Origin of the sequence: Candidatus Pelagibacter sp. (genome assembly GCF_052049855.1) — a bacterium.
Classification (GTDB): Bacteria; Pseudomonadota; Alphaproteobacteria; order Pelagibacterales; family Pelagibacteraceae; genus Pelagibacter.
Window position 1 is genome coordinate 12501 of record NZ_JBNGZE010000003.1, and the last position, 24276, is coordinate 36776.

The window sequence follows — 24276 nt, forward strand, 5'->3', positions numbered from 1 at the left end:
AACTATTCAAATTTTTTTAACAAAACTGCTGGCCTAGTCCGCGTTCGCTCGCCACTACTAACGGAATCTCAATTGATTTCTTTTCCTCTGGTTACTTAGATGTTTCAGTTCTCCAGGTTGTCTCTTTAAACCTATGTATTCAGTTTAAAGTACCACATAAAGTGGTGGGTTTCCCCATTCGGAAATTTTCGGATCAAAACTTACATACAGCTCCCCGAAACTTATCGCAGTATATCACGTCCTTCATCGGCTTTCAGTGCCAAGGCATCCACTACACGCCCTTAAACGCTTGATTTATGCACAGAAAAAAATTCTGTGTTGAATCAAATTTTTATTTTGAACATTAGCTAATAACATTACTAATGTTCGGATATAGATATTGATATTAATTATTTTTGATATTTACAATTTAATATAGCTAAGTGTTCTGGTGGAGGATAGCGGGATCGAACCGCTGACCTCCTGAATGCAAATCAGGCGCTCTCCCAGCTGAGCTAATCCCCCATGATCTTAATTTGGTGGGCCGAGAAAGACTCGAACTTTCGACCCCACCCTTATCAAGGGTGTGCTCTAACCAACTGAGCTACCGGCCCCCATGCAAGAGAAACACTACTTTAAGAAGAGAAATGAGGACGGTCAACATTAACCTGTATATTATTTAGAATGAAATTTTATTTTTCATTCATCCTTAGAAAGGAGGTAATCCAGCCGCAGGTTCCCCTACGGCTACCTTGTTACGACTTCACCCCAGTCGCTGACTATACCGTGGTCAAGGGTTTTAAACCTTGCCTTAAGGTAGAACCAACTCCCATGGTGTGACGGGCGGTGTGTACAAGACCCGGGAACGCATTCACCGTGGCACGCTGATCCACGATTACTAGTAATTCCAGCTTCATGCACTCGAGTTGCAGAGTGCAATCCGAACTGAGGTATCTTTTAAGGATTTGCTTAACTTCGCAGTTTTGCTTCCTGTTGTAGATACCATTGTAGCACGTGTGTAGCCCAACACGTAAGGGCCATGAGGACTTGACGTCATCCCCACCTTCCTCCAGCTTATCACTGGCAGTTCTTTCAGAGTGCCCAACTTAATGATGGCAACTAAAAGTGAGGGTTGCGCTCGTTGCGGGACTTAACCCAACATCTCACGACACGAGCTGACGACAGCCATGCAGCACCTGTGTTTCGTCCGGCCGAACCGAAAACTTTAATCTCTTAAAGTCGCGACGAACATGTCAAGTGTTGGTAAGGTTCTGCGCGTATCTTCGAATTAAACCACATGCTCCACTACTTGTGCGGGTCCCCGTCAATTCATTTGAGTTTTAACCTTGCGGTCGTACTCCCCAGGCGGTGTGTTTATCGCTTTCGCTGCGACACTGAAAATAAATTTCCAACGTCTAACACACATCGTTTACGGCATGGACTACGAGGGTATCTAATCCTCTTCGCTACCCATGCTTTCGTTCCTCAGTGTCAGTAATGATCCAGAAAGCTGCCTTCGCAATTGGTATTCTTTCTAATATCTACGAATTTCACCTCTACACTAGAAATTCTGCTTTCCTCTATCATACTCTAGCTGAAAAGTTTTGATGGCAGTTCCAGAGTTAAGCTCTGGGATTTCACCACCAACTTTTTCAACCACCTACGAACTCTTTAAGCCCAGTAATTCCGAACTACGCTAGGTCCCTTCGTATTACCGCGGCTGCTGGCACGAAGTTAGCCGGACCTTCTTATTCGGGTACAGTCATTTTCTTCCCCGACGAAAGAGCTTTACAACCCAAGGGCCTTCTTCACTCACGCGGCATCGCTGCATCAGAGTTTCCTCCATTGTGCAAGATTCCCCACTGCTGCCTCCCGTAGGAGTTTGGGCCGTGTCTCAGTCCCAATGTGGCTGATCATCCTCTCAAATCAGCTATTGATCACAGTCTTGGTAGGCCATTACCCCACCAACAAACTAATCAAGTGCAGGCTCATCCAATGGTGCATAAAGCTTTCTCCGTAAAGACTTATCCGGTATTAGCACAAGTTTCCTCGTGTTATTCCAGGCCAAAGGGCAGATACCTACATGTTACTCACCCGTCTGCCACTAAGTATTGCTACTTCGTTCGACTTGCATGTGTTAGGCGTGCCGCCAGCGTACGTTCTGAGCCATGATCAAACTCTCAAGTTTAAAAACGGCGCACACTAGCTTCCATATAAACTCTAAGAATAAAGTTTATATGTGATTGAAGTGTGTACGACAAATTTTTGGTAACCTTAACCGTCCACACTTCTCTTCTTAAATCTTTACTTTTTAAATAGCTAATTGAGCAAAAGAGCTCAATAATCCTCACTTTTTTATTGTATAACAATAATTTTATTGAGAAAGTTCAGTGCTTATAGGCTAAAATTGTAGGAAATCAAGCATTATAGGATAAAAAATTCATCAAAAAACGAGCTATTTAACGGGTTTTTTTTGATTTTTGTATATCTCTAAACTAATAATTGAAAGCCAACAAAAATAACATGTTTAAAAGAATTAAGCCTAAACACAAGATTGAATTTAAAGTTTTACTTTTTTTAATCGTTATATCATCAATTTTCACAACTTATTATAATTTTGAAAAAAATAAAAAAAATGAAACTTTAAATAATTTGATCGATAATGTTTATCTCAAAAAAAGTTTAAATCACATTATCAAAAATCTTGAGCCTAAGTATGAAAGAATAAAGCATAGAGTAAAACAAGGAGAAACTTTTAATAAAATTTTAGAAAATTATTCTATAAATAAAGTAGAAATAAATAAAATTAAGAAATCACTTCAGAAAAAAATAAATATAAATAATTTAAATACAAAACAGATAATTCAATTTAATTTAGATAAATCAAATGATAAAATTAAAGAATTTACTTTTCAAATTTCCAACACACAAAAAATAAGTTTAAAAAGAAATATTGATAACGATAGTTTCAGTGAAGAAATATTATCAATAGAATTAAATAAAAAAAATGTTTACAAAGAAAATATTATTTTACAAAGTCTTTATAAAGCTGCAAGTGATGAAAAAATTCCTCCAAATATAATAATTGAATTTGCAGGTATATATGGATTTCAAGTTGACTTTCAAAGAGACATCAGAAAGCAAGATAAATATCAAATTTTATATGAAGTATTCTTTAACGAAAAAAACGAATTTATAGAAACTGGTGAAATACTTTTTGCAAATTTAAAACTTAGTGGACAAGATAATAGTTTATATTATTTTGATAAAGATGGAAGTGAAGGACATTACGATAAAAATGGTAAAAGTGTTAAAAAAGCATTAATGAAAACACCAATCAATGGGGCAAGACTATCTTCTCCCTTTGGCATGAGAAAACATCCTATAGATGGATTTAACAAAATGCATAGAGGTACAGATTTTGCGGCTCCAATGGGAACACCAATAATGGCCTCAGGTGACGGAATAGTTAAAAAAGCAGGATGGTGTGGAGGTGGAGGCAATTGTGTAAAAATTAAACATAATTCAACATATCAAACTGTATATGCCCATATGTCCAAATTTGCTAGAGGAATTAAACCTGGTGTTAGAGTTAAACAAGGTCAAACTATTGGATATGTTGGATCAACTGGAAAGTCCACTGGTCCACATCTCCATTATGAAGTAATCGTCAATGGTAAAAAAGTTAACTCACAAAAATTAAAGTTACCTTCGGGCAAAATCTTGAAAGGTAAGGAAAGAAAATTGTTTGAAACAGAAAAAATTAAAATTGAGGTCTTAAAATCAGAAAAAATTATTGGGTTAAACTAGTTTATCTCTACCTGGTTTTTTGATGCCTGATCTATTTCAGTTTCTTCTTTGGTATTATCGCTTAAATTTTTTTTGGTTACATTATCTTCTATATTAATTTGATTAGAAGAATTATCTGTATTTTCTAATTTATTTTCAGAGAATTTTTCTTTTTTATAACTCTCTCTTTCATTTAAAATTCTGGTAAAATGATCAGCATGTTGCATATAATTCTCTGATAATATTTTATCACCATTAGATAAGGCTTCTCTGGCTAAATCATTATATTTTTCAATTAATTTAGGGGCATTATGATTGTTTCGCCCTGGTGACTTTCTTTTGAAGTTTTCATTATTTGAAAAATTAGAGCTAAATTTTTGTCTTTCGTTGTTAGATTTGTAATTTCTATCATTCCTTCTAAAATTGTTTCTTCTAGTGTTATTGCTGTTATTTCTAAATGTTACCATAATTAATTTTTGATTATATTTTTGTACAAACTATACAACGATCATTATTTGCAAGATCCTTGTGGGTACTATTTATATAAAAACCTTCTTTTTTTAATAAATTAACTACTTTATTTTTTTGATCAAATCCGATCTCTAAAATAAACTTACCTTTTTTTTTTATCAGTTTAGGTGCTTTTTTAATTACCTTCCTAATTTCTGATAATCCATCTAATCCACCATCCAATGCTAATCTTGGCTCAAACTTTGCAACATCTTTTTCCAAATATTTTATATCAGATTTTTTAATATAAGGAGGATTGGAAACAATTAAATCATATTTACCTAAATTGAATTTGTCAACATTTGATTTATATAATTTTAATCTTGAGGTTACATCAAGATTAACTGCATTAATTTTACTTATATTTAAACATTTTTTACTAACATCTATGCCTGTCCCATAAAAATTTTCTCGCTCTTTTAAGATTGATAAAAGAATACATCCTGAGCCAATTCCTACATCCAAAATATTTATTTTATTACTAGATTTTGTTACCTGTAATACATTTTCAACAATAAGCTCAGTCTCAGGTCGAGGAATTAATGTACTATTTGTTACAAAAAATTCAGAATTCCAAAAAAATTTCTTTTTGACCAAATATGCAACAGGTTTTCCTAATGATCTCTGCTCTATTAATCTATAGAAATTTATTAAATCATTTTTAGTAAGATAATAATCGGAATTTAATAAAATATAATTTCTGTCTTTATTAATTGTTTTTGCCATTAAAATTTCAGAGTCTAATTGAGAGTTAGGTATTAATTTATTTTTCAAAATTTTTGAACCTTGATTTATAGCAAAATTAATATTCATAGATTATCTCAAATTATTAAGGCTTTCTTCTTGCGCTTGTAAAGTTAAAGACTCAATCATTTCATCAAAAGCCTCACCTTCTAAAAATTCATCTAGTTTATGTAATGTTAGGTTTATTCTATGATCTGTCACTCTTCCTTGGGGAAAATTATAAGTTCTTATTCTTTCAGATCTATCCCCAGTACCAATTTTTGTTTTACGATCTTTAGATCTTTCTTGGTCTATTCTTGATCTTTCAAGTTCATAAAGTCGTGCTCTCAAAATTTTCATTCCTTTGGCTTTATTTTTGTGCTGCGATTTTTCATCTTGTTGAGACACTGATAAACCTGTTGGAATATGAGTAATTCTAACTGCACTATCTGTTGTATTTACCGATTGTCCTCCTGGCCCTCCTGCTCTAAATACATCTATTCTTAGATCAGTATCATTAATTTTTAAATCCACCTCCTCTGCTTCTGGTAATACAGCAACAGTTGCTGCGGATGTATGAACTCTTCCCTGCGTTTCTGTGTCCGGAACTCTTTGAACTCTATGAACTCCACTTTCATATTTTAATGTTGAATAAATATTACTTCCTTTTATAGACGCTATAACTTCCTTTAAACCTCCCGCATCACTTTTTGATATTGAAATTAATTCTAAAGACCATTTCTTTTTATGACTAACTTTTTCATACATTTTAAATAAATCTGATGCGAATAAACTTGCTTCTAAACCACCAGTTCCAGCTCTTATTTCAATGATAGCATTTTTTTTATCTGCTTCATCTTTTGGTAACAAAAATAATTTAAGTTTTTTTTCATTATACTCATATTTTTTCTCTAAATCTATCAGTTCTAAATCTGCCATTTTTTTTAACTCTTCATCCGCTGAACTGTCATTTAATATTTTTTCTAATTCTTTTTTTTCAGCATGAAAAGAAATATAATCTTTGGCACTTTCAATAATTTCATTTAAGTCTGAATATTCTTTTGATTTTTCAGCAAATAATTTGTTTTCTAATCCACCAGTGGATAATTCTTTTTCTATAGAGGAATGTCTCGTAATTAATTCTTCAACTGTATTTAGGGGTATCATAATTAATTTTCTAATTCAGATGCTCTTTTCTCTACTTCATTGACAACTTTATTAATAATATCATCTGTCAAAACTTTTTCTTTCTGAACTCCAGATAAATAGAGCATATTATTGCCTTTTCCCCCACCAGTAATTCCTATATCGGTCATTGCAGCTTCTCCCGGTCCATTAACGACACAGCCAATAATCGATAGCGTAATTGGTGTTTTTATATGAGATAATTTCTCTTCTAAAATTTTAACAGTATCAATCACCTGAAATGCTTGTCTTGCACAAGAAGGGCAAGAAATGATCTTTACTCCTCTATTTCTTAGATTGAGTGATTTTAATATCTCATTACCAATTTTCACCTCTTGAGTTGGGTTGTCAGATAAAGAAATTCTAATAGTATCTCCAATTCCATCCATTAATAAACTACCAAGACCAATAGATGATTTAATGCTCCCAGAAACAAAGCTTCCTGCCTCTGTGATTCCAAGGTGTAAAGGATAATCTATAACTTTAGATAATTGTCTGTATGCTGCTATCGAGAGAAATACATCTGATGATTTGACACTTATCTTAAAATTAAAAAAATCTTTATCTTCTAAAATTTTTATATTTCTTAAAGCGCTTTTAACTAATGCCTCTGGACAAGGTTCTTTAAATTCCTCTAAAATATCTTTTTCCAGAGAACCTGCATTTACTCCGATTCTTATTGAACAATTATTATTCTTTGCAGCCCTCAACACCTCATGTATCTTTGTTTCATCTCCGATATTTCCTGGATTAATTCTTAAGCAGCTAGCTCCATTTTCTGCTGCCTCAATAGCCCTTTTATAATGAAAATGTATATCTGCTACTACTGGGATTGATACATGTTTTATTATTTCTTTTAATGCTTTGGAAGAATCCTTATCAGGACAGGACACTCTTACAATATCAGCACCTTCCTCAGTTATATCATTAATTTGTTTAATGGTTGCTTTAACATCTGTAGTTAAAGTATTCGTCATTGATTGAACAGAGATTGGATTATCGCCTCCAATCTTTACTTTTCCAACATTTATTACTTTTGTTTTTCTTCTTTTAATATCTCTAAATGGTCGTAAACTCATTTTAATTTATCTAATTTAAATTCTTTATGTAAAGCAGCTATTGCTCTTTTAACATGCTTAACAGAAACTAGAACTGAAATTTTTATTTCTGAGGTAGAAATAACCAAAATATTAATTTTTTTTGAGGCTAGTGCCTGGAACATTCTAAATGTTATACCTGGAGTTGTTATCATGCCAACACCAATGATTGAAACTTTTGAAACACCTTTATCAAAAGATAATTTTTTAAAAGATATTTTTTTATTCTGTTTAATTAATTTTTCTGTTTTTTTTAAATCATCAGCTTTTATAGTAAATGTAAGATCTGTCTCTTTTCCATCTAAAGATATATTTTGAACCACCATATCTACATTGATAAGATTTTTTGATAGTGGTTTAAAAATAGAAGCGGCAACACCAGGTCTATCTTTTACTCCTATTATTGTAATTTTAGCATCATTTTTTGTTGATGAAATTCCAGTAATAATTTGGTCACTAAAGGCTTTTTTAGAATTTGTTATTAAGGTACCAGATTTTGATACAAATGAAGATTTTACTTTAACATCAATCTTATTCAACTTTGCATCCTGAACAGATGTAGGATGCATTACTTTTGAACCTAGAGATGCCATTTCTAACATTTCGTCATAAAAAATTTTTTTGATTTTTTTTGCTTTTTTATACTGTCTTGGATCAGTAGTATAAACTCCATCTACATCAGTATATATTATACACTCATCAGCTTTAATAAATTTTGCAAGCATAATTGCAGTTGCATCAGATCCGCTTCTTCCGATTGTTGTTATTCTTGAATCTTTACTTACACCCTGAAATCCTGTGATTATAGGTATTCCACCTGAATTCATATATCTGTTTAGCTCTCTAATACCTATTGAACTAATCCTTGCACTTGAATGAGGACCATCTGTTAAAATAGGTAATTGCCATGATGTCCAAGATCTAGATTTAAACCCATTATGTTTTAGTCTACCAGCAATAAGTGCGCATGAAGCTTGTTCTCCAGTCGAGACTAATGCATCATATTCTGCTCTATCAAAATTGCTACTTATTAGGTTGGATTTATTAACTAACTCATTTGTCACACCACTCATTGCCGATGAAACTACTGCTACCTTGTTTTTTTTATTTTTGTAAAAAGCAATAATTTTGCATACGTTTTTAATTCTATCTATAGTTCCTACAGATGTTCCACCAAATTTTAATACGATAGTTTTCATGCTAGCTTTAATTATTAATATTTAATAAATAATGGATAAAATACATCTAAATTATTATGTCAACTATATATCACAATGACTAGCGTAAATAAAAAAGAAATAGATAAATTTTCTAAAATGGCTGATGAATGGTGGGATCCAGAGGGTAAATTCAAACCACTTCATAAATTTAATCCAACAAGAATAAAATATATAAAGGAAAATATTATTAATAATTTCAAATTAAAAAATAAATTCAGACCTTTATCAGGAATAAGTATTTTAGATATTGGATGTGGTGGAGGATTGCTATCTGAACCAATGTCAAGAATGGGAGCAAATGTAACAGGTATAGATGCATCTGATAAAAATATAAAAATTGCTAAAATTCATTCAAAAAAAAATAAACTAAAAATTAATTATTTATGTTCATCACCTGAAAATCTTAAAATTACAAAAAAATTTGACGTTATTTTAAATATGGAAATTGTTGAACATGTAGAGGATATAGATTTTTTTCTAAAGTCGTGCTCAAAGCTTTTAAAAAAAAATGGACTAATGTTTATTGCAACAATAAATAAAACTTTGAAATCTTATGTTTTTGCAATTGTGGGAGCAGAGTATGTGTTGAGATGGCTTCCAATAGGAACACATGAATGGGAAAAATTTGTTAAACCAGGTGATCTTAAAAAAATTTTAATGAAATACGATTTATCTCTCAATAAATTAGAGGGTATGAATTTTAATGTTATTAAGAACGAATGGAGTATTTCTAGAGATTTATCTGTAAACTATATTGCCAAGTTTATTAAAAACTAATTTTCATTTTCATCTATCCAAGGGATCATTTGAGCATCTATACCCTCTTCTTTTAATTCTTTTAAATCTTCCTTTGACGCTGTACCGTAAATACCCTTTGATTTTTTTTTATCATTATAATGAATCGATCTCGCTTCATAAGCAAAATTATCACCAACATAATTAAAATTATCTTTAATAAATTTTTGATAATCTTTTATAGTTTTTTTTACTTTATTATATTTTTCTAAGTTTATTTTTTCATCAGCTTTTGATTTATGACTTATTAGCCGAGGTGACATAATTGTTTTTTCAACTTTTACTGAATTACAATTGTGGCAGTTCAAAAGTTTTTTCTTTTTTAATCTTTCATACTCATTTGAAGATGCAAACCAGCTATCAAATTTTAAATCACATTCTTTGCAAAAAAGTTTATATTTGATCATTATTATTAATTAATCATACAATTTATATTTTCAATAAGTTAACTTCTATAATCTGCATTAATTTCAATATATTTTTTCGTTAAATCCATTGTAAAAGCTGTAAAATTTTTCTTTCCTGTAAAAATTTCAATATTTATCTCTATGTTTTCAGATTTCATGTAATTTGCTGTTTGTTCTTCATCGTAACTTTGATTTAATTTTCCACCTTCTACTATTGTTATATTTCCGAACTTAATTAATAATTTATTTAAATTGATCTTAGGCCCAGCTTTCCCGATTGCCATTATAACCCGTCCCCAATTTGGATCTTCACCAGCAATTGCAGTTTTCACTAATGAGGAATTTGCAACTGAAAAAGCAAATTTTCTTGCATCTGTCTCATTTTTACATTTGCTAACATTTATTGTTATGAATTTTGATGCTCCCTCGCCATCTGAAACAACTCTTTTCGCCAAATTCAAAAGAACATTATTTAAAGCTTTATCAAAATTTTTAATTTTATTTTCATTAATATTTTTAACTAGAGAATTTTTTACTTCATTGGTTGCAAAAATAGTTGTCATATCATTAGTGCTAGTATCCCCATCACAAGAAATAGCATTAAATGTATTGGTAATATTTTTTTTTAATAACTTTCCTAAAATGTCATTAGATAAAGTTGCATCTGTAAATATATACGCAAGCGTTGTGGCCATATTTGGGTGTATCATTCCTGAACCTTTTGCAATTCCATATATTTTTACTTTTTCATTTCCTATATGACATTCCTCCATAGCTAATTTTGGCTTTGTATCGGTGGTCATGATTGCAAGTGCTGCCTTCATCCATATAAATTTATTTTGAGTATAATTAATTTTTTTTATTAAATTTGGAATATTATTAGAAATCTTTTCATATGGAAAAATTTCTCCAATTGTACCTGTGCAACCAAAAATTATATTTTTTAAAGAAATCTTCCTAGGATATTCCTCGTCTTCCTGTTGTTTTTTATTTAATTGTTTTGCAGTTAAATCTGCTATTTTTTTTAAACTTTCATACCCTTGCTTCCCAGTAAAAGCATTAGCATTTCTTGTGTTAACAATTAGAGAATATATTTTTTTTGGTCTTTGATTAATATTCCATTTTATATTTTCAGACACTATTTTTGACTGTGTATAAACAGAAGCATAATTTGCACCTTCTCTAAAATAAAACATGGTTAAATCATCTCTGATATCTTTATATAAATTTGCTGAAACAACCGAAATTGAAAGACCATCTAGATGATCAAGGTCTTGAAAATCAATCATTTTAGTATTTTTTGATTGAGATGATAAAAAATTTGTTAAATTAATTCCCATATTGTTTAAATTATTTATTTAATACATATATTAAACAATATAATTAAAGAATAAATCAAATAGTAATGTTTAACCCATTAAATTTAATAACAAAATTTATCAAATCTAGTAATCAAAAAGAACTAGATAGAATTGGTAAAATTGTTGAAAAAATAAACTTACATGAGGAAAATTTTAAAAATCTAAATGATGCTGACTTTCCAAAAAAAACAAACGAATTTAAAAATAAAATAAAAAATGGAAAATCTTTAGATGATTTGCTTCCAGAAGCTTTTGCTTTAGTTAGGGAGGCTGCTAATAGGACAAGAAATGAAAGACATTTTGACGTTCAGTTAATCGGAGGTGTAGCATTGCATCAGGGTAAAATTGCTGAAATGAGAACTGGAGAAGGAAAAACTTTAACCATAACACTTGCTGCCTATTTAAATGCATTAAGCGGTAGAGGTGTTCATATAGTAACTGTAAATGATTATCTTGCAAAAAGAGACTCGATTGAAATGGGACAAATTTATAATTTTCTAGGTCTTACATCTGGTTTTATTAACAACTATCAAGACGATACTGAACGAAAGAAAAACTATAAATGTGACATTACTTATGCAACTAATAGTGAATTAGGTTTTGATTACCTAAGAGACAATATGAAATTTTCTGAAGAGCAAATGGTTCAGAGAGATCATAATTTTTCAATAGTAGATGAAATAGATTCATGTTTAATTGATGAAGCGAGAACACCTTTGATAATTTCTGGTGCAGCTGAAGACAAAACAGCTCAATATTTAGCAATCGATAAACTAATTAGAATCTTAAATAATAAAGATTTTGAAATAGATGAAAAAGAAAAAAGTATATTATTAACAAATGATGGAATTAATAATGTAGAAAAACTTTTTTCTAACGCGGGAATTTTAAAAAATAATAATTTTTATGATCCAGAAAATTTACACTTAGTTCATCATGTTAATCAAGCATTAAGAGCAAATCATTTATTTGAAAAAGGTAGAGACTATATTGTTAAAGATGGAAGTCTTAAAATTATTGACGAACTAACTGGAAGAATATTAGAAGGTAGACGTTTTGGAGATGGTTTGCATCAAGCATTAGAAGCTAAAGAAAAAATTCAAGTACAGGCTGAAAATCAAACTTTAGCTTCAATTACTTATCAAAATTATTTTAAACTTTATAAAAAAATATCAGGTTGTACTGGTACAGCTGCTACAGAATCTGAAGAGTTTTTTGAAATTTACAATCTTCCAGTTGTTGTTATTCCAACGAACAAAGAAATGATAAGAAAAGATTTTAATGATTTAATTTTTAGAACAGAAAAAGAGAAGAATGATGCTATCGTTGAAAAAATAATTGAAAGAAACAAATTAGGTCAGCCTATTTTGGTATTTACTTCGAGTATTAATAAATCTGAAGTTTATTCAAATTTATTAAATCAAAAAAATATTAAACACGTTGTGTTAAACGCAAAAAACCATGAAAATGAAGCCGAGATAATTGCAAATGCTGGAAAAGAAAATTCATTAATTATTACGACAAGTATATCTGGAAGAGGAGTTGATATTCAACTTGGTGGTAAAAAAGGTTCTATTCCAGAGGATCAACTTAAAATAAATAAAGACAAAATTAAATCTTTAGGTGGCTTATTTGTTATTGGCACAGAGAGAATGGAGTCTAGAAGGGTGGATAATCAGGCTAGAGGAAGATCTGGAAGACAGGGAGATGAAGGTAGTTCGGTATTTTACGTTAGTCTTGAGGATGATTTAATGAGAATTTTTGGATCAGAGTCGATGAATAGTATGCTTGAAAAACTTGGACTTAAAGATGGTGAAAGTATTGATCATCCATGGATTAATAAAGCATTAGAAAGAGCTCAACAAAAAGTGGAAGCCAGAAATTTTGATATAAGAAAAACACTTATAAAATTTGATAATGTTCTTAATGATCAAAGGCATGTTGTATTTTCACAAAGAAAAAATGCGATGAATAGTGAAAATATTTTTGATTATTCGGATGAATTTTTAAAAGAAATATCTGAAAATTTAACTAGGTTAAAAATTTCAAAATTATCCAATCCTAAAAGTAATGAATTTTATAATAAAACTAAACAAATAGTTGGAAAAAGCTTTGAAGAAACTGAATTTAAGGATCTAATTGAAGCAAAAGATAAAGATTTCAGAGAAAAGATTTCCAACAAATTTCAAGAAACTAGAAAGGAACGGATTAAACTTTTAGGTGAAGATCATGCCAAAGAAATTGAAAAAAGAATTTTTCTTCAATCAATAGATCTAAATTGGAAATCGCATATTCAATATTTAGAGCAATTAAGACAAGTCATAGGTCTAAGATCTTATGGTCAAAGAGATCCATTAGTTGAATATAAAAAAGAAGCATTTGAATTATTTTCAAATCTTTTAGAAAAATTAAAATTAGATTATGTAACTATTTTAATGAACTTAAAGGTTGTTCTTGAACCAAGCCAGGAAAATGAAAACAATCAAAAAGATATTTCTAAACAAATTTCAAACAATAAAAAAATGGGAAGAAATGAACCATGTTTTTGTGGATCTGGAAAAAAATTCAAGCATTGTCACGGTGCTTTATAAATTTAAATAAATAACAGAATTAAAGAAATTAAAATTAATCCACCAGCAACAGCTGATAATATTTTTTTTGATTTTAAAATTTCATCAAAATTATTTTTCTTAATAGTTAATGTACTTAAATCCTCAGTGCTAGTCATAAAACCATCATTTCTTCCAATTTTAAGAAATTTATTTTTTCTCTCATTCATTATTTCTTCTGAAGAGAATTCATCAAAATAATTTAAATTTTTAGTTAAAGTTTCTCTCACGTTATTTAATATGATATCTCTATCTCTGTGCGCACCACCTAAAGGTTCTTCAATTATTTCATCAATAACTTTTAATTTTAATAAATCTTTAGCTGAAAGTTTCATAGCTTTCGCAGCATCAAGCATTTTTTTTGGATCTCTCCATAAAATTGTTGCACATCCCTCAGGGGAAATTACTGAATAAATTGCATTTTCTAACATAAGAACTTTATTTGATGAAGCTAATGCTATTGCTCCACCAGAACCACCCTCACCTATAATTATTGCGATTGTTGGAACTTTAAGCTCCATACAGCACTCGATTGATTTTGCAATTGCTTCAGCTTGTCCTCGTTCTTCAGCTCCTACACCTGGATATGCTCCTGGAGTGTCAATAAAAGAAATTATGGGAATATTAAATTTGTTTGCTAGGTTCATTAATCTTATAGTTTTTCTATAACCTTCTGGCCTCATCATTCCAAAATTTCTTTCTATTCTGCTATCTAAGTCTTCTCCTTTTTCTTGGCCTATCACTAAAACTGATTTTCCATTAAATTTTGCAAATCCAGTTAAAACCGATTTATCCTCTCCATAATATCTATCTCCAGATAGGGAGATAAAATCATCAAACAAATTATCAATAAAAAATTTTGCTTTAGGTCTATCTTCGTGACGAGCAACCATAGTGGTCTGCCAAGGATCTAGATTGGAGTAAATATTTTTTAATTTTTCATCTATTTCTATTTGAGTGCTTGAAATTTTTTGAGTATCAACTTCTGATAATCCCTCTTGATTGTAAGGATCTTTCAATTTTTCTAGCTCGTGTTCTAGATCTTTAATTTCTGTTTCAAAATTTAGATAATTTTTCATATTTTATTTATAACGGATGGTTAAAATACAAAAAAGGCAATAAAATGATATTAAATAAGGTGTAATTCTTATTAATTGACTTAAATCATTTAACAGATACAAATTCATTATCGGGAGAGACTATTTATAGCGCCGAAGGAGCAACCACCCCGGAAACTCTCAGGCAAAAGGACCGATTAAAGCATAACACTCTGGAAAGAGAATAATTTCCGCCGAAGGAGTAAAGCTCTCAGGCAAAAATACAGATGGGGTACGAAATTTAGTGCTATGCAAGAAAAATATATTAAAATTAATAATCTTCAAGTATCTGAGAAACTATCAAACTTTGTAAATGATGAATTATTAAAGAATACGAGTATATCTTCAGAAAATTTTTGGTTAGGTCTAGAAAAAACCCTCGATGAGCTTGCACCAAAAAATAAAGAATTAATTAAATTTAGAGAAGAATTGCAAAAAAAAATAGACGATTGGCATATCAAAAATAAAGGTAAGGAATTTAATTTAGATGAGTATAAAAAATTTTTATTAGAAATTGGATATTTAAAAAATGAAGGACCTGATTTCAAAATCGAAACTAAAAATGTTGATGAAGAAATTGCGAGTATAGCTGGACCTCAGTTAGTTGTACCTGTCATGAATGCGAGGTATGCATTAAATGCTGCAAATGCAAGATGGATGAGTTTGTATGATAGTCTTTATGGTACAGATGTAATTGAACAGTCTGAAGACAGCGTATCTGAACGGTATGACCCTTTAAGAGGTGAAATGGTAATAAAATATGGTAGAGATTTTTTAGATAAATACTTTCCATTAGCTGGATTAAGTTGGAATAAAATTACAAGTTTTGCAGTGAAATATGGTAAATTGAAAGTTTTAAAAGGTGCTGATATTTTTGATTTGGAAGATGAAAATAAATTTGTTGGCCACAGGGGTGAAAGTGACAATCCATCTGCAGTTATTCTAAAAAACAATAACTTACATATTGAAATTCTAAAAGACTCAAGAGCTTTTGCTGCTCAACAAGATCATGCAGGTATTAGCGACATTATACTTGAATCTGCAGTATCAACCATTTGTGATAATGAAGATAGTGTAGCAGCAGTTGATTCAGAAGATAAAATTATTTGTTATCGAAATTGGCTAGGTCTAATGAAAGGAGACCTTAAGTCCAAATTTGAAAAAGAAGGGAAATTATTTGAGAGAAAATTAAATCCACACAGAAGTTATATCTCAAAAGATGGCAAAGGTTTAAAGTTACATGGTAGAAGCCTTTTGCTGGTAAGAAACGTTGGTCATCTAATGACTAACCCATCAATTTTATTAAGTGATGGAAGTGAAATACCTGAAGGTATAATGGATGCATTTATAACTACAGCAGCTGCACTACATGATATTAAAAACAAAAATAATTCAAGAACTGGATCAATTTATATTGTAAAGCCTAAAATGCATGGTCCAGATGAGACAGCATTTACAGATTTAATTTTTTCTAAAGTTGAGGAAGTTTTAAATTTACCTAAGTATACTTGTAAGATCGGTATTATGGATGAAGAGAGAAGAACATCGTCAAATTTAAAAGAATGTATTAGAAGTCTTAAAAATAGAGTTTTTTTTATTAATACTGGTTTCTTGGACAGAACTGGTGATGAAATGCATACATCAATGGAGGCTGGTCCTATGATTAAAAAAGGTGATATGAAATCATCTAAGTGGATTACTGCTTACGAAAACAACAATGTTGATATTGGTTTAAGTTGTGGATTTTCTGGTAAAGCTCAAATTGGAAAAGGAATGTGGGCAATGCCAGATAAAATGAAAGATATGATGGAGCAAAAAACGGGACACTTAAAAGCAGGAGCAAACTGCGCATGGGTACCTTCTCCGACTGCAGCTGCATTACATGCTTTGCATTACCATGAAATAAATATTTTTAATGAACAAAAAAAATTAAAAGATAGAGAACCAGCTAAGCTTGATGATCTTTTAACCATCCCAATAGCAGATAGACCTAATTGGTCTGTAGAAGATATAAACAAAGAAATTTCTAATTCTGCACAAACTTTATTAGGGTATGTTGTAAGATGGGTCGATCAGGGTGTAGGTTGTTCAAAAGTGCCCGATATTAACAATATAGGCTTGATGGAAGATAGAGCAACACTAAGAATTTCTTCACAACATATAGCCAACTGGATTCATCATGGAATTACTACAAAAATACAAGTAACTGAAATAATGAAAGAAATGGCCAAAATAGTAGATGATCAGAACAAAGATGATCCGCTATATGTTAAAATGAGCAGCGATTATGAAAACTCAATAGCATTTCAAACTGCATGTGATTTAGTATTTAAAGGTAAAGAGCAACCTTCAGGTTATACTGAACCGTTACTTCATTTAAATAGATTGAAAAAAAAATCTAATCTGAGTTCGAAACCAAATTAGATCTATTTTTAAAAGCAGAAAATAAAGTTCCATCATCTAAACTTTCAATTTCTCCGCCAACAGGTAATCCTTGTGCTAATTTAGTAATCTTAACATTCAAGTTTTTTAAACTATCCTGAATATAATATGCAGTTGTTTGACCTTCAACGGTTGCACTAGTTGCAAGAATTACCTCTTCGATTTTATCTCTATTAACTCTTTCAACTAATGAATTAATTAATAAATCTTCTTTTCTTTGGCCAACTGAAGAAATTGTCCCTCCTAAGATATGAAAATAGCCCTGAAAGATATTTGAATTTTCAATCGACCATTGGTCCGCAATATCCTCTACTACGCAGATTTTATTATATTTTTCTTTTGTATTCTCACAATTTAGGCATCCATTTGAATTTGACTTTAATGCACCACATGAATTGCATCTAACTACATTTTTATAAACTTGTGCCAATGTATTTGCCATAGGTTTTACAAGTTCGTCACGATTATTTATTAATTTTAAAACAATTCTTTTTGCTGATTTGGGACCTAAGCCTGGAAGTTTTGAAATTAATTTAATTAATTCTTCTATCTCACTGATGTTTCGCATCTATTATAAAGGCCATTTAAAACCAGGAATTCCAAAACCTCCAGTCGCTTTTGAAATTTCCTCAGTTGTTTTTGATTTAAGTTGAGATTTAGCACTATTATGTGCTGCAACAATTAAATCTTCAATTATGGTTTTGTCCTCTTTCATAATTTCATCAGATAACTTTATTGTTTGCATCTCTCCCTCTCCATCCAAAGTTATCTTTACAGAATTAGAGCCCGAAACTCCTTCAACTTTAATTTCTTTAATCTTTTGTTGGCTTTCTTTCATTTTTGCCTCAAGTTCTTTTGCTTTATCTAAAATTTTACTAAAATCAGTCATTATCAACTCCATCTTTTTTTGAATTTACATCTATTAATTCGGCATCAGGAAATTTATCCATCACACTTTTAAATATTTCTGAATTTTTCATTTCATCCATTAACTTTTTTTTTACATTTTTTTCTTTATCTTTTACTGAAATTTGCCCTTTTAATTTACTAAACGTAATAATCCATCTTTCACCAGTCCATTCAAAAAGCTTTGATGATAAATCTTTTACAAAATCTTTATCTAAACTTTCATTAAAAGATATTTCAATTCTATTTTTTTCAAATTTTACAAGGTTAACATTTTTTTCTAACTCGTATTTAAGTTTGTTCTCTTTTTTTTTTGAACAAATTTCAATTAAATCCTCAAATACATTTATATTAATTTTATTTTCTGCTTTAATTTCTGTCTGAACTTCTGGTTTGATTTTTTCTTCCTGTGCAACATTCTTAATTTGGTTTATTGTTTTAGAAGTTAATTCAGTTTCTGTGTTCTTTACAATATTTTCACTCTTCAAGTGAACCTCAACATTTTCAATTTTATTTTCAGATTTTACAGAACTTAAATGCATTAGTCTTATTAAAAACATCTCAATTGAAAGGTGTTGATTAGAAACTATATCTATCTCTTCAAGAGAAGAGATGGCGAATTGCCAAAATAATATTAATACATCTGAGTCTATTTGATTTGATAAATTTTTAATTTTAGAAAATTCTTCATCATTTAATGAAAAGTTTGTACTTTCTAAAGTTAAAGAATTAATATTTTTAAAGTAGTAAAGTAACTCTAAGAAATCATTAATAAAAACCTTTGGTTCAACACCTTGGTCATAAATTTTTCTATAAATACTTATTACTTTTGTTTCATCACCTTTTAAAATTAACTCAAACAAATCGATTAATTGAGATTTATCAAAATACCCAAAAATTTTCTGAGCTGAATTTAGGTCTAATTCCTTTCCTTCATCCAAACTTAATAGTGCTCTATCGAGCAACGATAAAGAATCTCTAACAGAACCCTCGGAAATTTTTACTATAAGCTTTAAAGCATCATCGCTTATTTTTCCATTTTCCCTGTCCTTAATTTTTTTAATAAACTCCAATAATTCTGAGGATTTAATTCTAGATAGATCAAATCTTTGACATCTAGATACTACTGTAATTGGAATTTTTTTAATTTCTGTAGTTGCAAAAATAAATTTTAGATATTCTGGTGGTTCCTCTAAAGTTTTTAATAAAGCATTAAATGCTTGTTTACTTAACATATGAACTTCATCAATAATGAAGATTTTGTATTTAGCGGAGGTCGGCCCGTATCTTGAAAATTCGATTAAATCTCTTACGTCGTCTACTCCTGTTTTGCTTGCTGCATCCATTTCAAGCACATCTATATGACTAGACTCACTTATAGATTTACAACTTTCACAAAAGTTTTCTTTACATAAATTATCGATACCATTTGAACAATTAAGTGCTTTTGCAACAATTCTTGCTGTTGTGGTTTTTCCTATTCCCCTTATTCCAGTGAACAAATATGCATTAGGTATTTTGTCAGCTTTAATGGAATTAGTAATAGTTTCCGCAACAACTTCTTGACCAATAAGATCATCAAAGGTTTGTGGTCTGTATTTTAATGCTAATACTTTTGAGTTATTATTCATATATCTATAAGGAGACTAGAACCTGAATAACTGTCTCTACGACTGCTTCCGTTAAGATCTGGTCGGGTTCAAGCAGCATCCACCTCTAGCCTCCAAATCTATTATAGCAGTTAAAATTTCTAATCTACAAGAAAAGAATCTTATTTATTTTGTCTCAAACTATCAGCTTCAAAAACACCTAGAACGTGAAAATCCTCACAATGTAGGCCTAGCTCTTCAAGAGATTTTTGAACTTTTAAATCTTCAATATGTCCATCTAAATCACATAAGAAAAAATAAGAATCAAAACTATTTTTTTCTGGATAGCTTTGTAGTTTTGTTAAATTTACACCATTAATAGCAAAACCTCCTAGTGATTGATAGAGAGCAGCTGGCTTACTTTTCAGTTTAAATAAAAAAGAGGTTATATAAGTTTTGTCTTTAAATTCTGGTTGTGAAATATTTTTCCCCATAACTAAAAACCTTGTCAAATTTCCACTTTCGTTTTCTATATTTTTTTTAATTACTTCCAAGCCATAAATTTCAGCACTTAAGGAAGATGCTATCGCAGATTGTTTGATATCTTTTGTTTTAGAAATCATTTCAGCTGATCCAGCAGTATCTGCTCTAATATGTTCTGCTAAATTATTTTCTTTTATAAATTTTGAACACTGAGACAATCCTTGAGCATGTGAGTATACTTCTTTGATATCATTTAATTTTGCACCAGTCTGTCCTAACAAGTTGTGTTCAATTTTTTGAAAATGCTCTTTATAAATATTTAGCCTATGTTTAAATATTAAATATTCAATTCCAATATTACCAGTAATCCTATTTGATTCTGGAATTATAATTCTGCTATCTGGCTCTTCGGATGCTTTGTTAAAACACTCATCAAAAGTTTTACATGGCAAAATCTCAGCTTTAGGATCAATAGAAAGCGCTGCTAAATGAGAATACGCACCAAAGGTTCCCTGAAAATAAATTTTACTCATCAATTCTTATATTCCATTATTTTTTTTAAGGCTAGATAATCTTCTTCTGTATCCACTCCTATTGGAGATGACATAGCAAGTGAAACATTGATATCAATATTATTATCTAATGCTCTTAACTGCTCTAGTCTATTTTCTATTTCGTTTTTGGATTGATCCAAGTGAACAAACTTTTCTAGACAATCTTTTGAATAACAATAAATTCCAATATGGTGATAAATATTTTCTACTTGCTCAGATTTTCTTGAAAATGATACAGCCTTTGGAAAATGATCACTTTCTAGGCTATTTTTAGTAATGACCTTAACAATATTTTCATTCTTAAAGTTTTTATTATCTTTTATTTTTGCGGCAAGAGTTCCTAAATTAGAATTATTTTTTACCATTTTGTCATTCAAACTTTTGATGTCATCAATATCGATTGCTGGTTCATCACCTTGCAAATTCATAATAAAATCAACATCTCTAACATTTGATTTTTTAAGTGCTTCGTAAATTCTATCTGTTCCTGTCTTATGTTTATTGCTGGTTAAAATAGCATTGAAACCATTACTTTTAACATCATCAATAATTTCTTGATCCTCTGTAGCTACAATCACGTCTCCAATATTGGCTTCTCCAGCTTTTTTAGACACATGTGATATAATTGATAAACCATTTATTTTTAATAATGGTTTACCTGGAAGCCTAGTCGCAGACATTCTAGAGGGTATAATTACTAAAGTTTTCATTATATTTTTCAAATTATTATACTAGTTAAACAACTATAGAGGCAAATTTATACATTAAATTTTAGCTTTTTTTTAATTTATCGTGTTATACGTTCACTACAAAATTTAGAAAAAATGGATTCTTTCGAAATAAATAAAATAGTTGCTGCAGTTTTAATGGTTGCCCTGCTTTTTATCGGTATTGGAAAATTATCTGATGTTATATTCCATGTAGAGAAACCTGAAACGCCTGGTTATTCAGTTGAAGTAGAAGCTGCCACTACTGTATCCACAACCAGCTCAAGCACGACGACAGACAAGATTGATATATCAGCATTGATGGCAATGGGAGATATTGCTCATGGTGAAAAAGTTTTTAAAAAATGCGCTGCTTGTCATTCAATTATTAAAGGAGGAAAGAATGCTATAGGTCCAGCGTTATATAATGTTGTGGGAAGAAAAGTTGGAGCGGTTGAAGAATATAAATATTCTAAAGCATTAGCAGCGTATGATAAAGAATGGACTTTTGAAGAACTAAATGGATTTTTAATTAAACCAGCAAAATGGATTAAGGGAACAAAGATGGCATATGCAGGTCTTAGAAAAGAAAAAGATAGAGCCTCTGTAATAAAATATCTAAATGAGAATTCAGACAGCCCTTTGCCGCTACCTTAATTTTCCAAAACAATATAATAAAATACTTTTTTGTACGTGAACTCTATTGAGTGCTTGTTGCCATACGTGAGATTTTTTACCTAAAAAAATATCATCACTTACCTCATCGCCTCTTGGCAAACAGTGTAAAAAAATGCAACTTTTTTTTGCATAACTTATTAATTTTTTATTGATTTTAAAATTTTTAAATGCTTGTATTTTTTTCTTCTTATTAACTCTATCATTTAAAGAAATAACTTTGTCAGAAAAAATCACATCTGCACCTACAACTGCTTTTTTAGCATCATTATAAATATAAATTTTTTTATTATTCCTCTTGACCCAATCTCTAACTTCTTTTCCTGGTTCAAATTTTTTTGGACAACCAATATTTAGCTTGAAAGAAAATTTTACTGATGCTGCTATTAAACTATCTAAAACATTGTTGGAGTCACCTATCCAACAAATATTTAATTTAGATATAGGTTTCTTCGTTATTTCCTCAACAGTAAAAACATCTGATAAAACCTGCGTTGGATGAGATGAGGGACTTAAACCATTGATGATGGGTATTGATAAATAATTTTCAAAATTTTCAACCTTTTTATCACTATCGGTTCTAAGCATAAACCCATCACCATAAGTAGAAAGAATTTTAGCTGTATCAGCAATACTTTCTCCACCTTGACCTAAATGAAGTTCATTAGATCTTAAAGTCAAGGTGCCACCACCTAATTGTTTGATAGCTAAATAAAAGCTTAATCTTGTTCGCAAACTAGATTTTTCAAACATTTGAATTAATAACTTTCCTTTTAAGGGCGCACCCTTATCAACCTCTAAAGTACTAAGTTTTTTTCTTAAATTTTTTCTTTTTTTAGCATCAATAATAATCTTTCTTAGATCTTTTGCGGGTATATCTTTTAAATTGATGAAATGTTTCATATTATTTAATCTGCGAACAGACTTTTTCAATAATTCTTATTGCTAAATCTATCTCATTTTTTTTAACATTTAATGGAGGTAAAATACGAACAACGTTTTCTGCTGCTCGTATAGTCAATAGCTGATTATTCATCAATTTTTTAATAAATTCTGTTTGATCTTTATATAACTGTATTCCAATCAAAAAACCTTTTCCTCTTATCTGTTTAATCAGATTTGGATATTTTTTTTGAATTTTATTTAGTTTAAATAAAAAATATCTTGATAAAATTTTTACATTATTTAAAAATTTCTTATTTGATATGATATCCATTACAGTATTTCCAACTGCCATCGCCAAAGGGTTTCCTCCAAATGTTGATCCATGAGTACCTGGTGTCATGGCCGATGCAACTTTTTTATTCATTAAAACTGCTCCAATAGGAAATCCTCCACCTATCCCTTTTGCAATTGGTACAATATCAGGTTTTACTTTAGATTTTTCAAAAGCAAAGAAATCACCTGTTCTTCCTATTCCACACTGAACTTCGTCAAGAATTAATAATATTTTTTTCTTATTACATAATACTCTTAATTCTTTTAAACACCAATCTGGTATCACTTTTATACCACCTTCGCCCATTATTGTTTCAACCATAATAGCTGCTGTATTTTTATTAATTTTCTTTTTAAGAGAATTATGATCTCCGAAATTAAAGTGATCAAATCCTGATACCTTTGGAGTAAATCCCTCAGTCATTTTCTTTGATCCGCTAGCAAAAATTGCTGCTAATGTTCTTCCATGAAAAGAGTTTTTAATGCATAAAATTCTATTTTTATTTGGTTTACCTATTGAGTAAAAATATCTTCTAGCGACTTTAATTGCTGCTTCCGTAGCTTCAGCCCCACTATTTTGAAACATAACGTAATCAGCAAAAGTTTTTTTACATAACTTTTTAGCTAATTTTTCACCCTCTGGAATTTGAAATGCATTAGATACATGCCACAATTTTTTTGATTGATGATTTACAGTTTTAACTAATTTAGGATGTGCGTGACCCAAAGAATTGACAGCTATTCCCTGCACAAAATCTAAATACTTTTTTTTATCAGTTGAATATAAATAGCTACCTTTGCCATATTTAAAGGAAATATTTTTTCTATTATAATTTTTTGCCAAATAACTCATAAGTTTAATTTGTTTTATTTAGTTTAATTATTAATACAAGTTGAGATTGAAAATATATTAATACTTACAATTAAAAT

General features: G+C 30.1%; 20 protein-coding genes, 2 tRNA genes, 2 rRNA genes and 1 riboswitch (1 of these 25 cut by a window edge). Of the genes, 5 read left to right on the plus strand and 19 right to left on the minus strand.

Translation table 11 applies throughout. The features are described from left to right. The 4 genes from ACTT9X_RS05585 to ACTT9X_RS05600 all read right to left on the minus strand — a co-directional run. Positions 1–295, minus strand: a 23S ribosomal RNA gene (locus ACTT9X_RS05585) (it extends 2458 nt beyond the left edge of the window). Positions 296–428: 133 nt separating this feature from the next. Beyond that, positions 429–504, minus strand: a tRNA-Ala gene (locus ACTT9X_RS05590). Between the two features lie 12 nt (positions 505–516). Continuing rightward, positions 517–593 (minus strand) — tRNA-Ile (locus ACTT9X_RS05595). Between the two features lie 99 nt (positions 594–692). Next, positions 693–2167 (minus strand): 16S ribosomal RNA (locus ACTT9X_RS05600). Together the 16S and 23S rRNA genes with 2 tRNA genes alongside form the textbook arrangement of a ribosomal RNA operon. Positions 2168–2502: 335 nt before the next feature. On the opposite strand from ACTT9X_RS05600, the gene ACTT9X_RS05605 reads away from it, so the two are divergent. Beyond that, on the plus strand, positions 2503–3789 hold the full coding sequence (locus ACTT9X_RS05605; RefSeq protein ID WP_440934660.1) for a peptidoglycan DD-metalloendopeptidase family protein: 1287 nt from the start codon (positions 2503–2505) through the stop codon (positions 3787–3789). Here ACTT9X_RS05605 and ACTT9X_RS05610 read toward each other — a convergent pair. The 5 genes from ACTT9X_RS05610 to ACTT9X_RS05630 are packed head-to-tail and all read right to left on the minus strand — an operon-like array spanning position 3786 to position 8482. Beyond that, entirely contained in the window at positions 3786–4235 is a 450-nt protein-coding gene (locus tag ACTT9X_RS05610; protein ID WP_440934661.1) for a DUF4167 domain-containing protein, read from the minus strand. The two genes, ACTT9X_RS05605 and ACTT9X_RS05610, sit on opposite strands and share 4 nt — an antisense overlap. A gap of 13 nt (positions 4236–4248) precedes the next feature. Continuing rightward, a complete protein-coding gene (prmC, locus tag ACTT9X_RS05615) occupies positions 4249–5091 on the minus strand; it encodes a peptide chain release factor N(5)-glutamine methyltransferase (RefSeq protein ID WP_440934662.1) in 843 nt (280 codons plus the stop codon). Between the two features lie 3 nt (positions 5092–5094). Further along, the gene (gene prfA / locus ACTT9X_RS05620; RefSeq protein ID WP_440934663.1) at positions 5095–6168 is read right to left on the minus strand and encodes a peptide chain release factor 1; all 1074 of its coding nucleotides are present in this window, start codon (positions 6166–6168) and stop codon (positions 5095–5097) included. Positions 6169–6170: 2 nt separating this feature from the next. After that, on the minus strand, positions 6171–7265 hold the full coding sequence (gene ispG / locus ACTT9X_RS05625) for a flavodoxin-dependent (E)-4-hydroxy-3-methylbut-2-enyl-diphosphate synthase (RefSeq protein WP_440934664.1): 1095 nt from the start codon (positions 7263–7265) through the stop codon (positions 6171–6173). Further along, positions 7262–8482 carry an aspartate kinase gene (locus tag ACTT9X_RS05630; protein WP_440934665.1) on the minus strand — a complete coding sequence of 407 codons (1221 nt, stop codon included), beginning with the start codon at positions 8480–8482 and terminating at the stop codon, positions 7262–7264. Before ACTT9X_RS05630 ends, ispG begins: the two co-directional genes overlap by 4 nt. A gap of 75 nt (positions 8483–8557) precedes the next feature. Here ACTT9X_RS05630 and ubiG point away from each other — a divergent pair, with 75 nt between their 5' ends. Further along, complete coding sequence (gene ubiG / locus ACTT9X_RS05635; protein WP_440934666.1) at positions 8558–9280, plus strand: bifunctional 2-polyprenyl-6-hydroxyphenol methylase/3-demethylubiquinol 3-O-methyltransferase UbiG; 723 nt, start codon at positions 8558–8560, stop codon at positions 9278–9280. Here the strand turns inward: ubiG and ACTT9X_RS05640 are convergent. Together ACTT9X_RS05640 and argJ are read right to left on the minus strand one after the other, a co-directional pair. After that, positions 9277–9705, minus strand: coding sequence for a DUF1178 family protein (locus ACTT9X_RS05640; protein ID WP_440934667.1), 429 nt, complete (start codon positions 9703–9705; stop codon positions 9277–9279). The genes ubiG and ACTT9X_RS05640 overlap by 4 nt on opposite strands. Positions 9706–9743: 38 nt before the next feature. Beyond that, on the minus strand, positions 9744–11045 hold the full coding sequence (gene argJ, locus ACTT9X_RS05645; RefSeq protein ID WP_440934668.1) for a bifunctional glutamate N-acetyltransferase/amino-acid acetyltransferase ArgJ: 1302 nt from the start codon (positions 11043–11045) through the stop codon (positions 9744–9746). Between the two features lie 65 nt (positions 11046–11110). On the opposite strand from argJ, the gene secA reads away from it, so the two are divergent. Further along, positions 11111–13657 (plus strand): preprotein translocase subunit SecA, encoded by a 2547-nt coding sequence (gene secA, locus ACTT9X_RS05650; RefSeq protein WP_440934669.1) that lies wholly within the window; start codon positions 11111–11113, stop codon positions 13655–13657. A 2-nt stretch (positions 13658–13659) separates the two neighbouring features. Here secA and ACTT9X_RS05655 read toward each other — a convergent pair whose 3' ends face one another. Further along, positions 13660–14754 (minus strand): acetyl-CoA carboxylase carboxyltransferase subunit alpha, encoded by a 1095-nt coding sequence (locus tag ACTT9X_RS05655; protein WP_440934670.1) that lies wholly within the window; start codon positions 14752–14754, stop codon positions 13660–13662. A gap of 101 nt (positions 14755–14855) precedes the next feature. Beyond that, positions 14856–14939: riboswitch (glycine riboswitch) on the plus strand. Positions 14940–15021: 82 nt separating this feature from the next. Between ACTT9X_RS05655 and ACTT9X_RS05660 the strand changes: the two genes are divergently transcribed. Further along, a complete protein-coding gene (locus ACTT9X_RS05660; protein ID WP_440934671.1) occupies positions 15022–17196 on the plus strand; it encodes a malate synthase G in 2175 nt (724 codons plus the stop codon). Here the strand turns inward: ACTT9X_RS05660 and recR are convergent. The 5 genes from recR to kdsB all read right to left on the minus strand — a co-directional run bounded on the left by recR (position 17171) and on the right by kdsB (position 21456). Then, positions 17171–17782 carry a recombination mediator RecR gene (recR, locus tag ACTT9X_RS05665; RefSeq protein ID WP_440934672.1) on the minus strand — a complete coding sequence of 204 codons (612 nt, stop codon included), beginning with the start codon at positions 17780–17782 and terminating at the stop codon, positions 17171–17173. The genes ACTT9X_RS05660 and recR overlap by 26 nt on opposite strands. A 3-nt stretch (positions 17783–17785) precedes the next feature. After that, complete coding sequence (locus tag ACTT9X_RS05670; RefSeq protein ID WP_440928203.1) at positions 17786–18103, minus strand: YbaB/EbfC family nucleoid-associated protein; 318 nt, start codon at positions 18101–18103, stop codon at positions 17786–17788. Further along, positions 18096–19751, minus strand: coding sequence for a DNA polymerase III subunit gamma/tau (dnaX, locus tag ACTT9X_RS05675; RefSeq protein WP_440934673.1), 1656 nt, complete (start codon positions 19749–19751; stop codon positions 18096–18098). Before dnaX ends, ACTT9X_RS05670 begins: the two co-directional genes overlap by 8 nt. Positions 19752–19891: 140 nt before the next feature. Beyond that, positions 19892–20725, minus strand: a complete 834-nt coding sequence (locus ACTT9X_RS05680; protein ID WP_440934674.1) for a prephenate dehydratase domain-containing protein — start codon at positions 20723–20725, stop codon at positions 19892–19894. Further along, the gene (gene kdsB, locus ACTT9X_RS05685; RefSeq protein ID WP_440934675.1) at positions 20725–21456 is read right to left on the minus strand and encodes a 3-deoxy-manno-octulosonate cytidylyltransferase; all 732 of its coding nucleotides are present in this window, start codon (positions 21454–21456) and stop codon (positions 20725–20727) included. The genes ACTT9X_RS05680 and kdsB overlap by 1 nt, the downstream gene beginning before the upstream one ends. A 114-nt stretch (positions 21457–21570) precedes the next feature. Between kdsB and ACTT9X_RS05690 the strand changes: the two genes are divergently transcribed. Next, positions 21571–22110 carry a c-type cytochrome gene (locus tag ACTT9X_RS05690; RefSeq protein ID WP_440934676.1) on the plus strand — a complete coding sequence of 180 codons (540 nt, stop codon included), beginning with the start codon at positions 21571–21573 and terminating at the stop codon, positions 22108–22110. Here the strand turns inward: ACTT9X_RS05690 and ACTT9X_RS05695 are convergent. Beyond that, positions 22102–23031 carry an ornithine carbamoyltransferase gene (locus ACTT9X_RS05695; protein ID WP_440934677.1) on the minus strand — a complete coding sequence of 310 codons (930 nt, stop codon included), beginning with the start codon at positions 23029–23031 and terminating at the stop codon, positions 22102–22104. The genes ACTT9X_RS05690 and ACTT9X_RS05695 overlap by 9 nt on opposite strands. Before the next feature lies 1 nt (position 23032). Further along, a complete protein-coding gene (locus ACTT9X_RS05700; protein ID WP_440934678.1) occupies positions 23033–24199 on the minus strand; it encodes an aspartate aminotransferase family protein in 1167 nt (388 codons plus the stop codon). Between the last annotated feature and the right edge of the window lie 77 nt (positions 24200–24276).

Coding starts and splice junctions, on each gene's coding strand:
- ACTT9X_RS05605 (WP_440934660.1), top strand. CDS start 2,503: ATGTTTAAAAGAATTAAGCCTAAACACAAGATTGAATTTAAAGTTTTA.
- ACTT9X_RS05610 (WP_440934661.1), bottom strand. CDS start 4,235: ATGGTAACATTTAGAAATAACAGCAATAACACTAGAAGAAACAATTTT.
- prmC (WP_440934662.1), bottom strand. CDS start 5,091: ATGAATATTAATTTTGCTATAAATCAAGGTTCAAAAATTTTGAAAAAT.
- prfA (WP_440934663.1), bottom strand. CDS start 6,168: ATGATACCCCTAAATACAGTTGAAGAATTAATTACGAGACATTCCTCT.
- ispG (WP_440934664.1), bottom strand. CDS start 7,265: ATGAGTTTACGACCATTTAGAGATATTAAAAGAAGAAAAACAAAAGTA.
- ACTT9X_RS05630 (WP_440934665.1), bottom strand. CDS start 8,482: ATGAAAACTATCGTATTAAAATTTGGTGGAACATCTGTAGGAACTATA.
- ubiG (WP_440934666.1), top strand. CDS start 8,558: ATGACTAGCGTAAATAAAAAAGAAATAGATAAATTTTCTAAAATGGCT.
- ACTT9X_RS05640 (WP_440934667.1), bottom strand. CDS start 9,705: ATGATCAAATATAAACTTTTTTGCAAAGAATGTGATTTAAAATTTGAT.
- argJ (WP_440934668.1), bottom strand. CDS start 11,045: ATGGGAATTAATTTAACAAATTTTTTATCATCTCAATCAAAAAATACT.
- secA (WP_440934669.1), top strand. CDS start 11,111: ATGTTTAACCCATTAAATTTAATAACAAAATTTATCAAATCTAGTAAT.
- ACTT9X_RS05655 (WP_440934670.1), bottom strand. CDS start 14,754: ATGAAAAATTATCTAAATTTTGAAACAGAAATTAAAGATCTAGAACAC.
- ACTT9X_RS05660 (WP_440934671.1), top strand. CDS start 15,022: ATGCAAGAAAAATATATTAAAATTAATAATCTTCAAGTATCTGAGAAA.
- recR (WP_440934672.1), bottom strand. CDS start 17,782: ATGCGAAACATCAGTGAGATAGAAGAATTAATTAAATTAATTTCAAAA.
- ACTT9X_RS05670 (WP_440928203.1), bottom strand. CDS start 18,103: ATGACTGATTTTAGTAAAATTTTAGATAAAGCAAAAGAACTTGAGGCA.
- dnaX (WP_440934673.1), bottom strand. CDS start 19,751: ATGAATAATAACTCAAAAGTATTAGCATTAAAATACAGACCACAAACC.
- ACTT9X_RS05680 (WP_440934674.1), bottom strand. CDS start 20,725: ATGAGTAAAATTTATTTTCAGGGAACCTTTGGTGCGTATTCTCATTTA.
- kdsB (WP_440934675.1), bottom strand. CDS start 21,456: ATGAAAACTTTAGTAATTATACCCTCTAGAATGTCTGCGACTAGGCTT.
- ACTT9X_RS05690 (WP_440934676.1), top strand. CDS start 21,571: ATGGATTCTTTCGAAATAAATAAAATAGTTGCTGCAGTTTTAATGGTT.
- ACTT9X_RS05695 (WP_440934677.1), bottom strand. CDS start 23,031: ATGAAACATTTCATCAATTTAAAAGATATACCCGCAAAAGATCTAAGA.
- ACTT9X_RS05700 (WP_440934678.1), bottom strand. CDS start 24,199: ATGAGTTATTTGGCAAAAAATTATAATAGAAAAAATATTTCCTTTAAA.